The sequence below is a fragment of the Streptomyces sp. NPDC107765 genome, assembly GCF_055657085.1.
This window is the reverse complement of sequence record NZ_JBVKBL010000010.1, coordinates 62,218-76,814: the sequence shown is the minus strand read 5'-3', so window position 1 is coordinate 76,814 and position 14,597 is coordinate 62,218. Positions and strand designations below refer to the sequence as shown.

Annotated in this window: 12 protein-coding genes and 1 other RNA gene; 4 read left to right on the top strand and 9 right to left on the bottom strand. The window is 71.5% G+C overall.

Annotated elements, in window-relative coordinates; genetic code table 11:
• The first annotated feature begins 416 nt into the window (after positions 1 to 416).
• Together ACZ7MX_RS23960 and ACZ7MX_RS23955 are read left to right on the top strand one after the other, a co-directional pair.
• Complete coding sequence (locus ACZ7MX_RS23960; protein WP_472135185.1) at positions 417 to 557, top strand: lasso RiPP family leader peptide-containing protein; 141 nt, start codon at positions 417 to 419, stop codon at positions 555 to 557.
• Between the two features lie 129 nt (positions 558 to 686).
• A complete protein-coding gene (locus ACZ7MX_RS23955; RefSeq protein ID WP_472135183.1) occupies positions 687 to 3,101 on the top strand; it encodes an asparagine synthase-related protein in 2,415 nt (804 codons plus the stop codon).
• Positions 3,102 to 3,173: 72 nt separating this feature from the next.
• Here ACZ7MX_RS23955 and ACZ7MX_RS23950 read toward each other — a convergent pair whose 3' ends face one another.
• Positions 3,174 to 4,160: a LysR family transcriptional regulator gene (locus tag ACZ7MX_RS23950; RefSeq protein WP_472135182.1), complete on the bottom strand. Its 987-nt coding sequence runs from the start codon at positions 4,158 to 4,160 to the stop codon at positions 3,174 to 3,176.
• 352 nt (positions 4,161 to 4,512) lie between these two features.
• Here ACZ7MX_RS23950 and ACZ7MX_RS23945 point away from each other — a divergent pair, with 352 nt between their 5' ends.
• Positions 4,513 to 5,814 carry an MFS transporter gene (locus ACZ7MX_RS23945; RefSeq protein ID WP_472135180.1) on the top strand — a complete coding sequence of 434 codons (1,302 nt, stop codon included), beginning with the start codon at positions 4,513 to 4,515 and terminating at the stop codon, positions 5,812 to 5,814.
• Between the two features lie 258 nt (positions 5,815 to 6,072).
• On the opposite strand, the gene ssrA is transcribed toward ACZ7MX_RS23945, so the two are convergent.
• From ssrA to ftsE, 5 genes are all read right to left on the bottom strand, one after another.
• Positions 6,073 to 6,442, bottom strand: a transfer-messenger RNA (tmRNA) gene (gene ssrA, locus ACZ7MX_RS23940).
• A 242-nt stretch (positions 6,443 to 6,684) separates the two neighbouring features.
• Positions 6,685 to 7,182, bottom strand: a complete 498-nt coding sequence (smpB, locus tag ACZ7MX_RS23935) for an SsrA-binding protein SmpB (protein WP_472135178.1) — start codon at positions 7,180 to 7,182, stop codon at positions 6,685 to 6,687.
• An 18-nt stretch (positions 7,183 to 7,200) separates the two neighbouring features.
• Positions 7,201 to 8,421: a S41 family peptidase gene (locus ACZ7MX_RS23930; RefSeq protein ID WP_472135176.1), complete on the bottom strand. Its 1,221-nt coding sequence runs from the start codon at positions 8,419 to 8,421 to the stop codon at positions 7,201 to 7,203.
• A 67-nt stretch (positions 8,422 to 8,488) separates the two neighbouring features.
• The gene (ftsX, locus tag ACZ7MX_RS23925; RefSeq protein WP_030414553.1) at positions 8,489 to 9,400 is read right to left on the bottom strand and encodes a permease-like cell division protein FtsX; all 912 of its coding nucleotides are present in this window, start codon (positions 9,398 to 9,400) and stop codon (positions 8,489 to 8,491) included.
• Positions 9,401 to 9,432: 32 nt separating this feature from the next.
• Entirely contained in the window at positions 9,433 to 10,122 is a 690-nt protein-coding gene (ftsE, locus tag ACZ7MX_RS23920) for a cell division ATP-binding protein FtsE (RefSeq protein WP_030414554.1), read from the bottom strand.
• A gap of 251 nt (positions 10,123 to 10,373) precedes the next feature.
• Between ftsE and ACZ7MX_RS23915 the strand changes: the two genes are divergently transcribed.
• Positions 10,374 to 10,568, top strand: a complete 195-nt coding sequence (locus tag ACZ7MX_RS23915; protein ID WP_472135174.1) for a hypothetical protein — start codon at positions 10,374 to 10,376, stop codon at positions 10,566 to 10,568.
• Between the two features lie 183 nt (positions 10,569 to 10,751).
• Here the strand turns inward: ACZ7MX_RS23915 and ACZ7MX_RS23910 are convergent, their stop codons facing one another.
• The 3 genes from ACZ7MX_RS23910 to ACZ7MX_RS23900 all read right to left on the bottom strand — a co-directional run bounded on the left by ACZ7MX_RS23910 (position 10,752) and on the right by ACZ7MX_RS23900 (position 14,433).
• The gene (locus tag ACZ7MX_RS23910; protein WP_472135172.1) at positions 10,752 to 11,600 is read right to left on the bottom strand and encodes an LPXTG cell wall anchor domain-containing protein; all 849 of its coding nucleotides are present in this window, start codon (positions 11,598 to 11,600) and stop codon (positions 10,752 to 10,754) included.
• A gap of 330 nt (positions 11,601 to 11,930) precedes the next feature.
• A complete protein-coding gene (prfB, locus tag ACZ7MX_RS23905; protein ID WP_385859431.1) occupies positions 11,931 to 13,037 on the bottom strand; it encodes a peptide chain release factor 2 in 1,107 nt (368 codons plus the stop codon).
• 94 nt (positions 13,038 to 13,131) lie between these two features.
• On the bottom strand, positions 13,132 to 14,433 hold the full coding sequence (locus ACZ7MX_RS23900; protein ID WP_472135170.1) for a serine/threonine-protein kinase: 1,302 nt from the start codon (positions 14,431 to 14,433) through the stop codon (positions 13,132 to 13,134).
• Positions 14,434 to 14,597: the final 164 nt, after the last annotated feature.

The window sequence follows — 14,597 nt, the reverse complement described above, 5'->3', positions numbered from 1 at the left end:
CGCCTTCGTTACTGCTTTTGATGCTGCTGCTGTTGCTGCTGTCGCTACGGGTGCCTGCCGCGGCCTCGGCCGTCATCGCGCCTCCCAGGGGGTCGGGTCCTCCCTTCGAAGCTAGGGACGGCGGGTTTCCGCACCGTGGCAGCACGTGACCGCGGCGAAACCTTGCGCTCACGTGCCACCGGCCCCTTGCGTGAGCGACCGCGAACGCGGAGGCGTACACGCCGGACGACGTGACACCGAAGTGCCTCGCACGCCCCTGACATCACTCGTCCGAGGTAATGGCAGGCGATCTCGACACTGTCAGCATTTTCGTCGAACGCAGCGAGTAATCAAACAGGCACTCTCCGTGCCGACAAGGCCGCGGACGTACCCGGGAGAAGAGCGAAGGGAGTGAACCATGCCGGACACGCCTGTCGGTGTCGACCGCCGCCGACACCGACACCACCGCCGCCGCCACCACCACCGCCACCGCGCCCGCCACCGGCTACGAGCCGCCGCAGCCCACCGAGGTGGGCAACTTCACCGAGCTGACGCTCGGGCGCTCCGGCTACCACTGAGGCGGCCGGGCCGGCTTCTTCGGGTGATGACGAACGGCAGCCCCACCGGACCTGGGCCCCCGCACCCGGCAGGGCTGCGTCCGACGGTCCGGCGGCAACGCCCGCCCCTCCCCCATGGACAGGTAACCCGTGGACTTCCTCGTCTTCTCCGACCACCCCGCCACCGACGCCCTCTGCCGGCATCTGCCCGCCGGTCCGCCCGCGCAGATCCTCCGCCACCCCTCGGGCCGCCCCTGGATCGTGGGCCGATGGGCCGCGGACCAGATCCTGACGGCGGAGGCGGGCCCGCGCCGCGCCGTTCTCCTCGGCACGACCTCCGCCCGCCCGGACACCCTGGCCCGGCTGCTGCACGGGCCCGACGGCCTCGACGGCATCGCCCGGCGCACCCGCCAACTCCCCGGCAGCTACACCCTCCTGGCCGCCGCCGGCCCGGAGCTGCGCTGTCAGGGCGACCTCGCGACGGTCCACCAGCTCCATCACGCCCGGATCGGCGGCATCACCGTCGCCGGCAACCGGCCCCAGGACCTGGCGGCGCTCGCCCGCAGCGCGGCCACCGGCGGACTGCCGCCCGGCGCCCCCGGCACCGGCCTGCTCGACGAGGAATCCCTGGCCCTGCGCCTGCTGTTCCCGTTCGCCCCGCTCCCGCTCGCCCTGCGCCCGCTGTGGCGCGCGGTACCGGCCGTTCCCCCGGGCCACCACCTCACCGTGGACGCCAACGGGCAGCACACCATCGCCCTTTGGTGGCAGCCACCGGAACCGGACGTCCCCCTGGAGCGCGCCGCCGAGACCGTACGCCAGGCCCTCAGCGACGCCGTAGCAGCCCGCACCCACCGCGCCCGCCGGCAGGCCGACCGGCCCGAGCTACCCGAGCGGCCCGAGCGGCCCGAGCGGCCCGAGCCGGCCGATACGGGGAGGACCACGGGCGGAGCCAGGTACGGGACAGACCGGGCTTCGAGCCAGGCCGTGGCCCGTCCCACCCTCAGCGCCGACCTCTCCGGCGGTACCGACTCCACCGGCCTGTGCTTCCTCGCCGCCCAGGAGGACGTCCGGCTGATCACCACCACCTGGGTGTGCCGCGATCCCGGCAGCGACGACACCAGCTGGAGCGCCCGCAGCGCGGCCTACCTGAGCGCCGCCGAACGCCAACGCGAACAGTCGGCCACCCGCGGCTCAGGCCCGAGGCCCGGTCGGGACCCACGCACAGAGGGGGACACCACCCACGGCCAGGGCAAGGGAAAGGAAAAAGACAAGGACAAGAACAAGAACGAGCGAAGCGCGACGGGCGAGTACAGGACGAGCGGAGCGGCCAGGGGCGGGAGCAGCGGGAGAGACGAGGGCAGGGGCAGGGCCAGGGGCAGGAGCGCGGGCAACAGCCCGCGGTCCCGATCACAGCCCCAGGCGGGCAAACACCTCTCGCTCCACCTCCATCTCTCCCTCCCCTACGCCGACGCCCCCACCTGGTACACCCCGCCCCACCACCCCGTGCACCCCACCGCCACCGACCCCGCCGCCCCTCTCGCCCTCTTCCGGGAGGCCGCCCGGATCGCCCACCAGGCCCGTCTCGTCGCCGCCCGCGGCTCCCGGCTCCACCTCGTCGGCGTCGGCGGCGACGAACTGTTCGCCCACCGCCCGGCCGCCCTCAACTCCCTTGCCCGCAGCGACCTCCACACCGCCGCCCGGCGCGCCTGGACGGCGCACCACCTCTGCCACTGGAAGACCTCCCAGACCCTGCGCACACTGCTGGGCGGCCGCCCGTATCCGCGCTGGCTGGCCGGCAGCGCCTCCCGGGTGACCGCCGGCGGCGATCCCCGGACCTGCGGCGCCGACTGGGAGGTCCTGCCCAGCCTGCCGCCGTGGGCTCATCCGGACGCCGTCGCCACCGTCCGCCGGCTGCTCCGCGAGGCCGCCGCCGAGGCGCCCGAACCGTTCGCGCCGCTGCGCTGCCAGCACGACATCGTGCGCGCCGCCGTCCGCGCCGGGGAGATCGTCCGCGGCGCCGTCGCCCTCACCGCCCCGCACGGCGTCGACTACGAGGCGCCGTTCCTCGACAACGCCGTCATCGACGCGGCGCTCACCCTCCGGCTCGCCGACCGCGCCCGGCCCGGCGTGTACAAGCCGCTGCTGACCCGTGCGCTGCGCGGCATCGTGCCCGACGCGGTGCTCGGCCGCGGTACGAAGGGCGAGCACAGCGCCGAGGTCCACGCCGGTCTGCACGCCCACCGCGACACCCTGTCCGCACTCTGCGACGACTCCCTCCTCGCCGAACGCGGTCTGATCCGCCCCGCCGTCCTCCGGCACCACCTGACGACGCTCCAGCCGCGGACCGACACCCTGCGCGCACTGGACCCCACCCTCGCCACCGAGTACTGGCTCCGGGCACTCACCCCGGCGCACCTCCCCGCGCCGTCCCGTCCCGCACCGCCGTTTCCCACACCGCCGTTTCCCACACCGCCGGTCTCCACACCGCCGGTCTCCACACCGCCAGTCCCCGCGCCGCCGGCCCCCGCGCCACCCCTTTCCGCGCCGGCCCAAAGCACCTCATGACCCTCGCACTCCCCGCGCCCACGCATGCCTTCCCTTCACCCACGCAAGACGCCACCCTCACGCACGCCTCCCCTACCGCTCCCGCACGCTCTCGCCCACGCCCATCGCGGCGGCATCCTCCCGAGGGAGCCAGGCGCCCTCCGGTACGGTCAACCAGCCGTGGTTCCCTGCCATTTCGTGCACTGCGGCCCGTAGGGCGGTCAGGCCGGGGTGGTGCAGGTCGCGGCGCCACACCATCGAGATGGGTGACAGAGGTACGGGGTCCACGACCGGGCGCAGCGCCATCCCCGGTACGTCGATGAACTCCACGCTCGCCAGTACCGACCACCCCCGTTTCCGCACCACTCGTACGAACTCCTGTGAACCCTCGATCTCCGGGAACGGCTCGGCCATCGCGATACCCCGCCCCGCGAACAGCTGGGCCGCCAGCTCCGTCCACTCCTCGGTCTGCGGATTCCCGGCGGCCGCATAGAGCGTCTCGCCGGCCAGATCCGCCAGCGGAACCTCGGGCCGCGACGCCAGGGGATGGTCCTCCCGCAGCAGCACAGCCATCGGCTCCAGGCGGACCGGCTGGTGTGCCAGACCGGACCGAACGGCGGGCGGCAGACCCGCGTAGCGCCCGAAGGAGACGTCGAGCCGCCCCGCGGCCAGCTCTGCCGCCGCCCCCGTCAGCCCGCTGTGGAAGCGGGCCACCAGCTCACAGCTGTCCGGCACCCGCCCCCTGGCGTCCTCCAGCACCCGGTGCGCGGTACCGATCGGCACCCGGACATCGACCAGCAGCGGCCGCTCGGGCACCGGCCGGAAGGCCGCCGCCAGTTCTTCGTGGGCGCCCAACACCCGGCGGGCGTAGGGCAGTAGCCGCTCACCGTCGGCCGTGAGGGCGACCTGGCGGGTCGTCCGTACGAAGAGTGCCGTGCCCACTTCCCGCTCCAGCCGCCGGATGTCGCGGCTCAGGGCCTGCTGGGCCACGTAGAGCCGGGCCGCGGCGCGGGTGAAGTGGAGTTCCTCGGCTACGGCGGTGAACGCCCGGAGCAGTCGCGGATCGATATCGAACGGCATCGGGCCATCCTTGCAGCGCTAACGCCTGCCGCGGCCCTGTCATTACGGGGCGGGAGGCTCGCAGGCGCGAGTCCCAAAGTCCCGAGGACGCTGCGACCCCGCGACGCCGGGACTCTGGACGCCCGGACTCCGAGACCGCGGGGCCTCTGGACCTCGGAACGACTCGTCGGCCGGCGTCGCCCTGCTGATTACTCCTCCCCTGATCCACATCGCGAGCGATCTCCCGATCTACATCGGAGCGACCCACCGATCTACATCGTGAGTGCGTGAATGGGCTCTGATCAGGTGTTGGACGGATGGTGGAGGTGGCCGGGATCGTAAGAGCGTGATCCTTTTCCTTGCTGCTCGTCCGGTGACCGCTCCGCCCGTACGGCCGGTTGCGCGTCGGCGTCCCCGACGCTTTCGGCTCTTCGCCCCGTACCGGCGGATCTTTGCCATCCCCGGCGCGCGGGCGTTCACCGCCGCCAATCTGCTGGCCCGCCTGCCCATGGGCATGCTCAGCGTCAGCGCCGTGCTGATGATCAGCGGCTCGCGTGGCTCCTATGCGCTGGCCGGGGCCGTCACCGCGACCGGACTGGCGGCGACCGCGCTGGTCGGGCCGTGGACCGCCCGGATGGTCGACCGTCACGGTCAGGCCCGGATCGCCGTGCCGGCCACCGTGCTCGCGGTGCTCGGATCGCTGTCGCTGCTCCTCTGCGTCCGTTTCGGCGCGCCCGACTGGGCGCTGTTCGTCTCCTATGCGGCGACTGCCACCACCCCCAACACCGGAGGGATGTCCCGTGCCCGCTGGGCGCATCTCTTCCGCGACGACCCGGCTGCCCGGCACACCGCCAACTCCTTCGAACAGGCGGCGGACGAGCTGTGTTTCATGCTCGGGCCGGTGCTCGCGACGCTGCTCTGCACGGCCGTCGCGCCCGAGGCGGGCACGGCGGTGGCGGCGGTCCTGCTGCTGAGCGGGGTGCTGCTCTTCGCTGCCCAGCGCCGCACGGAGCCGCCGGCGGCCGGGCGGTCGGCCGCCCGTGCCGGGGAGGTCCGCTCCCCGCTGCGACGGCGGGGCATTCCCCCTCTGCTGGGCACGTTCCTGTGCACCGGCGCGATCTTCGGGTCGATGGAGGTCGTGACCTTGGCCTACGCCGACGACCTCGGGATGCGGTCCGCCGCCGGCGGGCTGCTGGCCCTCCAGGCGGCCGGATCGTGCACGGCGGGGCTGCTCTACGGCCTGCTGCGTCCGGCGGGCCGGAGCGGGCGGCGCTTCCTGCTGTGTGTCGGCGCGATGGCCGTGCTGATGCTGCTGCCCCTCCTCGCGGCGTCGACCGGGCGCCCGGGGGTGCTGGCCGCCGCACTGCTGGGCGCCGGGATGGCCACCGCGCCGACCATGGTCACGGGGATGGGACTGGTCCAATCCCGTACCCCGGAGGCTCAGTTGAACGAAGGGATGACGCTCGCCGTGACGGCTCTGCTCGGTGGTATCGCGGCCGGTTCGGCGGCGGGGGGCTGGGTCGTGGACCACGTGACGGGGGCGGGGGTCGCGTACGGGGTCCCGGCCGTGGCCGCCGGGCTGGCCGTGATCCTTGCCCTGCCGACCGCCGCCGCCACCCCCGCGTCGTCCACCGCGTCGTCCAGCGCTTCGTCCGCCACCGGCGACCAGGAGTGATGTCGAGATTGCATGCTGTGCTGTGTTCATGCACTCAGCGTGACGGAGTCGGGGCGGATCCACATCACACCAGGGGTTGTCATACCGAGGGTTGAGAGCGAGTGAGAGAGAAAACCCCGCAGCGTGGAAAGGCAGCGAAACGCAGCGCAACGAAGCGAGGAGGCCGGAAGGGAAGGGTGGCGAGGAGAGAAGAGCGGAGGACACAAAAAGCAGCTGCCCCGGCGGGAAACTCGCCGGGGCAGCTGCTTTACATGGGATGAGTGGAGATGGCGGGAATCGAACCCGCGTCCAACGGTGCAGAAACAGGGCTTCTCCGAGTGCAGTTCGCTGCGATTTTCTCGGCCCCGGAGATCACGCGAACAAGTCTCCGACGGGCTCAGTCACTGTTTGATTTCCTCCTGCACCCCGTGACCGGGTTCAGGAGTTTAGTCCCCTAGCTGATGCCAGGATCCGGGTCGGGAACAGCCCCGGGCTGACACTTCGCAAGTCGCTACTTAGGCAGCGAGGGCGAAGGAATCGCGCTTGGTGTTGGCGATTATTGGTTTCGGCCTGTGGTTTACGAGATCATGGCCGCTTCCTCGACTCGCTTCCCCTGCTTCGACATCCGCTGTCGAAACCGATCATCCCCATGTTGATTTATCAAGATGGACCCCGGCGCCTACACCATGACGCCTGCGGTTCCCGCACCCTCTGTGGGATGCGGAGCCATCGTACGTGAACAACGCCTGAGGTTGCCAGCGTATTCCGCGGGCCGCCGCCCGACCGGAACCGCCCGCGCCGCACCCCGTACCGGTCCGCCGGCCGGAAGCCGGGTGGCTCCGCCCGCCGATCCGGGCCCGCCGCGGCGTGCCCACCGCCGGTCGGCCGTGGTCAGGCGCGCTGGCGGCGGCGGGCCGCCGAGATCGCGCGGTCCGTCTCGCGGCGGTCCTGCTGCTCGCGGAGGGTCTGCCGCTTGTCGTACTCCTTCTTGCCCCTGGCCAGCGCGATCTCGACCTTGGCCCGGCCGTCCTTGAAATACAGGGACAGCGGCACGATCGTGTGGCCGGTCTCCTGGCTCTTGGACTCCAGCTTGTCGATCTCGACGCGGTGCATCAGCAGCTTCCGCTTGCGCCGGGCGGAGTGATTCGTCCAGGTTCCCTGGGCGTATTCCGGGATGTGTACGTTGTGCAGCCAGGCCTCGTTGCCGTCGATCTGGACGAATCCGTCGACCAGTGACGCCCGGCCCTGGCGCAGCGACTTCACCTCGGTGCCGGTCAGTACCAGCCCGCACTCGTAGGTGTCCAGAATGTGGTAGTCGTGCCGCGCCTTCTTGTGCTGCGCCACGAGCTTGCGCCCGGGGTCCTTGTCCTTGCCCTTTTGCTTAGCCATAGTGCGGCCATTTTCGCACTACGTGCCGGTCCCGAGGCCACTCAATACTGTGCGGGCCCGCCGCTCGGCATGGTCCTCGACGACCAGGTCGGGGGTGAGCCCGGCCTCGTCGACGGTCCGTCCGGAGGGGGTGCGGTAGTGGCCGACGGTGAGCTCGGCCACCGAGCCGTCGGGCAGCCGGCTGGGCATCTGCACCGAGCCCTTGCCGAAGGTCGGGGAGCCCACCACGACGGCCCGGCCGCGGTCCTGGAGGGCGCCGGTCAGCAGTTCGGCGGCGCTCATCGTGCCGCCGTCGACGAGAACGACGAGCGGCAGGCGGGTGTTCCCACCGCGCCGGGCGTACAGGGCGCGCTGGCTGCCCCGTACGTCGTAGGTGGCGACCAGGCCGCCGTCGAGGAAGGCGGAGGCGGTGGCGACGGACTCGGTGACCAGGCCGCCCGTATTGCCGCGCAGGTCGAGCAGCACGCCGCCGTCGGGGGAGGCGTCGCGGACGGCGCGGCGGACCGCGGCGCCGGTGCCCTTGGCGAACGAGGTGATCTTGACGCGGGTGGGGCCGTGCGGACCGGCCGGCCGGTCGACGGTGACGTTCCGGGTGCGCAGCCGGGTGCGGTGCAGGGTGAGGCTCCACCGCCGGGTGCCGCGCTGGAGGTCGAGGCGGACGGGCGTGCCTGCGCCGGCGGCGGCCGTACGGGAGCCGTCCGGGGTGTCGCCGCGGAGCCGGGCGACGGTCTCGGTGACCGGCTGCCCCTGAGTGGTCCGGCCGTCGATGGCGCGCAACCGGTCGTGGACGGCGATGCCGGCGCGGGCGGCGGGGCCGCCGGGCTGCACCCGGGAGACCTCGGTGCGGCCGCCGGCCAGCTGCCGCACCCACAGGCCGACGCCGACGTAGGCGCCGCCCAACTGCTGCTGGAAGTCCTCGAACTCACCCTGGGTGTAGATCGTCGACCAGCGGTCGCCACTACGGCTGACGACCTCGGCGGCGGCCTGGGAACCGGACTTGCCGTCCTCGATGGCTTCGGCGGCAGCCCGCTCGACGGCCGCGCGGTCGGCGGTGGCGGCCTCCGGAGGGCGCGCACCGGACGCCGGGCGCTCCGGGATGCCGTGGCCCACCGCACCTTCGGCCTCGTCGCTCCAGGTGCCGGTCACCGCGCCGGTGGCGAGCACCCCGGCGAGGAACAACGTCAGGGCCGCCCCGCGGCGGTAGCGGCGGGGCCGGTCGTACGAACACGGGCCCGACATGCCGGTGAGTCTAGGGGACGAAAGGGCGCCGTACGGCGAGTTGACCGTACGGCGCCCTTGGCGAAGCTCACACCTTGAGGTACTTGCGCAGCGCGAAGAACGCGGCGAGCGCGGGCATCAGCAGCCCGATCAGGAGGACCAGCGGGAGCACCGCCGCCACCGAGTCCCAGCCGATGAAGTTGATCACCTGGATCTTCTTCGCCAGCCAGTTGTTGACGAGGAGGTACTTGCCGCCGACGATCAGCACACAGGCGAAACCGGCGCCCAGCAGGCCCGCGATGGCGGCCTCCAGGATGAACGGCATCTGGATGTAGAAGCTGGACGCTCCCACCAGCCGCATGATGCCGGTCTCCCGCCGGCGGCTGAACGCCGACACCCGCACGGTGTTGACGATCAGCATCAGCGCAACGACGAGCATCAGTCCCATCACGCACAGCGCGGCGATGTTCATGCCGTTGAGGAGGTTGAACAGCGGCTCCACGGTGTCGCGTTGGTCCTGCACCTCCTGGACACCGGGCCGCTCGGAGAACGCCGACTTGATGACCTTGAACTTCGTGGGGTCCTTCAGCTTGACGCGGAACGACTCGGGAAGCTGGTCGGGCGTCACCAGACCGGCGACGGGGGTGTCGCCGAACTGCTCCTTGTAGTGCTTGTAGGCCTGGTCGCTGGACTCGTACTGCACGTTCGCAACGATCGGCAGCCGGTTCAGCTCGGCCTTGATGTCGTCCTTCTGCTGCTGGGTGGCCGCGCCCTTGGCGCAGTTGGCGCCGGTCTCGGCGTCGTTCTTGTTGCAGAAGAAGATGGAGACGTTGACCTTGTCGTACCAGTAGCCCTTCATGGTGCTGACCTGGTCGCGCATCAGCAGCGAGGCGCCGAACAGGCCGAGCGAGAGGGCTACGGAGACGATGACGGCGAAGGTCATCGTGAGGTTTCGGCGGAGACCGACGCCGATCTCCGACAGGACGAACTGGGCGCGCATGGCGTCCTTTCAGTACTGGGGGCCGTACACGCTTAGTGCTGGTAGCCGTACACGCCGCGCGACTGGTCGCGTACGAGCCGGCCCTTTTCGAGTTCCATGACCCGCTTGCGCATCTGGTCGACGATCTGCTGGTCGTGGGTGGCCATGACCACCGTGGTTCCGGTCCGGTTGATCCGGTCCAGCAGTTTCATGATGCCGACCGAGGTCTGCGGGTCGAGGTTGCCGGTGGGCTCGTCCGCGATGAGCAGCAGCGGACGGTTGACGAAGGCCCGCGCGATGGCGACGCGCTGCTGCTCACCACCGGAGAGTTCGCCCGGCATGCGGTCCTCCTTGCCGCCGAGGCCGACGAGTTCGAGGACCTCGGGGACCGTCTTGCGGATCTGGCCGCGCGGCTTGCCGATGACCTCCAGGGCGAAGGCGACGTTCTCCCCGACGGTCTTGTTGGGGAGCAGCCGGAAGTCCTGGAAGACCGTGCCCACCTGGCGCCGCATCTGCGGGACCTTCCAGTTGGAGAGCTTGCCGAGGTCCTTGCCGAGCACGTGCACATGGCCATGGCTGGCCCGCTCCTCGCGCAGCAGCAGCCGCAGGAAGGTGGACTTGCCGGAGCCCGAGGAGCCCACCAGGAAGACGAACTCGCCGCGCTCGATCTCGAGCGAGACGTCCCTGAGTGCAGGACGGTTCTGCTTCGGGTAGGTCTTGGAGACGTTGTCGAATCGGATCACTGATGCACCACGGTCGACCTGGATAGGGGCACGGGCTGCCGAGTTGCGGCTCCCGTCGGTGTGCGTGACCATACGCGAACCTCGCGCGGCGGTGCAGTCGGCGGAGGGGTTGGTGCGGTTATTCACGGCACCTACGGGGACAAAAGGGCGCACAATCCCGGGGCGCGCGCCGTTCTACCGGGGAGCTGGCACAGTGGAAGAGGGAACCAATGCACCCTCCGGGGCGTTGGTGCAGTGGAGAAGGAGGTCGCATGACGTACGACCGACTGGTGTGCGCCAACTGCGCGGCCCCTGTGAGTGACGGCCGCTGCCCCGTGTGCCGAGCGAGCAGGGAACGGCTCCAGCAGCAGGCAGGCGGTGTGTTCGCCCAGCTCAGCCCGGCGATGCTGGTGGCTTTGACGGTCCTGCTGCTCGCGGTGGGGCTGCTGCTGCACCAGACCGTCTGACGCCGCTCGGACGAAGCCGGCGCGGCGTGGCCGGGTGAAAGTTCGCACATGCCGCTGCCCGTTACGCCGTGCTTACGGCGGTGTTCGCCCGGTGAGGGCGCCCCGGGGAATGCAGCGGCCGGAAGAACGCCGAGGGCCCGGAGCGCATTGCGCGCCCCGGGCCCCTGTGGTACCGCGTCAGCGTCAGGCCGCTGCCGCGCCGCCGCCGTTCTTGTTGATCAGGCGGGGCAGCATACGGAAGCCGACACCGCCCGCGATCATCGTGGCCGCGCCGATCAGCAGGAAGGTGGTGCCGGAGGAACCGGTCTCGGCCAGCTCCCCGCCCTTCGCCTGCTGCTTGGCCTGGCCGGGCGTGTCAGCGATCTGCTCCTTGCCCTTGCCGGGCTGCTCGATCGGCTTGGAGCCCTCGTTGTCGGTGCCGGTGCCGGTGGAGTCGCCGCCGGTGTTGCCACCGCCGGACTGACCGCCGGACTGGCCACCGCTCTGGCCGCCACTGTGGCCGCCGGACTGGCCGCCGCTCTGACCGCCGGACTGGCCACCGGACTGGCCGCCGCTCTGACCGCCGGACTGGCCACCGGACTGACCGCCGGACTGACCGCCGCTCTGACCGCCGGACTGGCCACCGGACTGACCGCCGGACTGACCGCCGTCGTCGGTGCCACCGACCTGGCCACCGTCGTCGGTGCCGCCGACCTGACCGCCGTCGTCCGAACCGCCGATCTCGCCGCCGGCCTGACCGCCGTCGTCCGAGCCGCCGATCTCGCCGCCGATCTGGCCGCCGTCGTCGCTGCCACCGACCTGACCACCGTTGTCGCCACCGGAGTCGCCACCGGTGTCGCCACCGGTGTCGCCACCGGAGTCGCCGCCACCGATGACCCCACCGATGATGCCGCCGATGATCCCGCCGTCGGAGCCGCCCGTGTCACCCGGGCTGGCCGCGGAAGCGGCGCCGGCGGCGGTGAGCGACGCACCGGCCGCGATCACCGCACCAGCTGCAATGCGCGCCACGCGCAGCCGCGTCTTCTTCGTCATGTACTGCTACCCCCAGTAGCTGAACTCGTCATGGGTGCACCGCTGCACGGGGCGACCAGCGCTGGGGGTAGGCGAGTTCCGGCCACGAAATGCCGACTGGCCACTCATCTCCCCGTTACTGCACGCGCCCCGGAACATACGCATGCCGCGCTCAGCCTTCCCAGTACGGCCGTTATCGTCAAGGACGAATAAAGACCCGATGCCCGAATTGCTGAGAGTTGGGCGGTACATGGACATACGACTGTGACCAAACCGCCACAGCAAAAACAACTGCCTCCATGACGGAGGCAGTTGTTCCGGTGTCAGAAGGCCCGCACGCGGGGCCGTCTGCTACTTCTCCTGCTGCTTGCGCCAGCGGATTCCGGCCTCCAGGAAGCCGTCGATGTCACCGTCCAGCACGGCCTGCGGGTTGCCGACCTCGAACTCGGTCCGCAGGTCCTTGACCATCTGGTAAGGGTGCAGGACGTACGAACGCATCTGGTTGCCCCAGGAGTTGCCGCCGTCGCCCTTGAGCGCGTCCATCTTGGCCTGCTCCTCCTGGCGGCGGCGCTCGAGGAGCTTGGCCTGGAGGACGTTCATCGCGGTCGCCTTGTTCTGGATCTGCGAGCGCTCGTTCTGGCAGGAGACGACGATGCCGGTGGGGATGTGCGTCAGCCGGACCGCGGAGTCGGTGGTGTTCACGCCCTGGCCGCCGGGGCCCGAGGAGCGGTACACGTCCACCCGCAGGTCGGACTCGTCGATCTCGATGTGGTCGGTCTGCTCGACGACGGGCAGCACCTCGACGCCGGCGAACGACGTCTGGCGGCGGCCCTGGTTGTCGAACGGCGAGATGCGCACCAGGCGGTGCGTGCCCTGCTCGACGGAGAGCGTGCCGTAGGCGTACGGGACGTTGACCGCGAAGGTGGTCGACTTGATGCCGGCCTCTTCGGCGTACGAGGTCTCGTAGAGCTCGGTCTTGTAGCCGTGCCGCTCGGCCCAGCGCAGGTACATCCGCTGGAGCTTCTCGGCGAAGTCGGCGGCGTCCACGCCACCGGCCTCGGCGCGGATGTTGACGAGCGCCTCACGGGCGTCGTACTCGCCGGAGAGGAGGGTGCGGACCTCCAGCTCCTCGACGGCCTTGCGGACGTCGGCCAGCTCGGCCTCGGCCTCGACGCGGGTGTCCTCGTCGCCCTCGGCCTCGGCCAGCTCGAAGAGCACTTCGAGGTCGTCGACCCGGCCCCGCAGCTCCTCGGCCCGGCGCAGCTGGCCCTGGAGGTAGGACAGCTGGCTGGTGACCTTCTGGGCACTCTCGGGGTCGTCCCACAGGGACGGCGCCGCCGCTTGTTCCTCAAGCACGGCGATGTCGGCCCTCATCTTGTCGAGGTCCAGGACGGCCTCGATCGACCCCATGGTCGAGGAGAGGGACTTCAGCTCTTCGGATACATCGACGACTGCCACGCACCCAGCCTAACGGCTACCACGGCGAACCTGACCCGGCCCCGGCAGGACGGGCCTGCCGGGGCCGGGCCGGGAGCCACCCGGGGGGCCCGCGTCAGGGGGTCTCCTGCTCCGACTGGTGGACGCCCGGCGGGGCCTCGCCGGCGCCGTCGTCCCCGGAGGCCAGCCAGCCGCCCAGGCCGGCCGCCACGACCACCACGGCGGCGGCCGCCCCCAGCTTGATCCGGCGGCGGCGCACCGCCTCCGCGGAGCCCCGGTGCCGCGCCGAGCCGGCCCGGCGTTCCCCGGCCGCCCGCGGGGCCCGGGCGGTGCCGTGGGCGCCGCCGGCCAGCTCGTCGGGGCCGGGCACCCGCATGCTGGTGTGCGTCTCCCGGTTGGAGTCCGGCGCCGACCCCTGCACCAGGGGGACGGCGCCGCGCTGCGGAACGGTCTCGCCCGCCGACGGGTAGAACGGTTCCTCACGGGTCCCCGGGGCCGCACCCTCCGGCTCGTCGTCCGGACGGTCGCCCTCCGGCTCGTCGATGTCCAGCGGCGGCATCCCGGCCAGCCCCGGCAGCAGCTCCCGCAGCCGGGCGGCCAGCTCCGCGGCGCGCAGCCGGGACGCCGGCGCCTTGGCCAGGCACTGCAGCAGCAGCTGCCACAGCTCGTCGGGGATGCCGGGCAGCGGCGCCACGCTCTCGGTGACGTGGCGGCGCAGTACGGCCCCGGGGTGGCCGCCCCCGAAGGGCGTGAACCCGGCGAGCAGCTCGTACAGGACGGTCGCCAGGGCGTAGATGTCCACCGAGGCGCGCGGCGGCAGACCCTCGATGATCTCCGGGGCGAGGTAGTCGGGAGTGCCGATGACCCTGCTGGCATGACCTCTCCCCTGGGACGCGGGGCCTTGGGAGAGGGTCCGGCGCGGCGAGTCGACGAGCCGGGCGATGCCGAAGTCGGTGAGCAGCGCGGGGTGCGCGCCACCGGGGCCGAGCGGCCCCTGCATGTCGAGCAGGACGTTCTCGGGCTTGACGTCGCGGTGCACGATCCGCGCGGCGTGCGCGGCGGCGAGCCCGTCGGCGACGTCGGCGACGATCGCGACGGCGGCCTCCGGGGCCAGCCGGCGCTCGCGCTCCAGACGGGTGCGCAGGTCGGTGCCGCGCACCAGGTCCATCACCAGCGCCAGGTCGTTGCCGTCGACGACCAGATCGCGGACGCCGACGACGTGCGGGTCCGCAAGGCCCAGCAGCGCCGCCCGCTCCTGCACGAAGCGGCCGACGAGCTCCTGGTCGGAAGCGAGGTCCTCACGCAACAGCTTGATGGCCACGGCCCCTTCGGGCCCCTCGCCCAGCCATACCGTGCCGGCACTGCCGCGCCCCAGGATCTGGTGGGCGGTGTACCGGCTGCCGATCTTCCGTGCCAAAACTGCTCCGACGTGTCGGGCCCCCGAGCGTCCTGCGGGGGCTGAGGTTGGCGTCAAAGCTACGCGGATGCCACCGGGTTCCGTGCCCCGGAAGGCGGCAACCTTCACTTCTGAGAGCGAAATTGCCCGCCGGAAGTCGACAAATCAACTGAGCCGCCCCGGGA

Bases quoted from the DNA above. Each gene is read 5' to 3' on its own strand.
- ACZ7MX_RS23950 (WP_472135182.1), bottom strand. From the start codon at position 4,160: ATGCCGTTCGATATCGATCCGCGACTGCTCCGGGCGTTCACCGCCGTA.
- smpB (WP_472135178.1), bottom strand. From the start codon at position 7,182: ATGGCTAAGCAAAAGGGCAAGGACAAGGACCCCGGGCGCAAGCTCGTG.
- ACZ7MX_RS23930 (WP_472135176.1), bottom strand. From the start codon at position 8,421: ATGTCGGGCCCGTGTTCGTACGACCGGCCCCGCCGCTACCGCCGCGGG.
- ftsX (WP_030414553.1), bottom strand. From the start codon at position 9,400: ATGCGCGCCCAGTTCGTCCTGTCGGAGATCGGCGTCGGTCTCCGCCGA.
- ACZ7MX_RS23915 (WP_472135174.1), top strand. From the start codon at position 10,374: ATGACGTACGACCGACTGGTGTGCGCCAACTGCGCGGCCCCTGTGAGT.
- ACZ7MX_RS23910 (WP_472135172.1), bottom strand. From the start codon at position 11,600: ATGACGAAGAAGACGCGGCTGCGCGTGGCGCGCATTGCAGCTGGTGCG.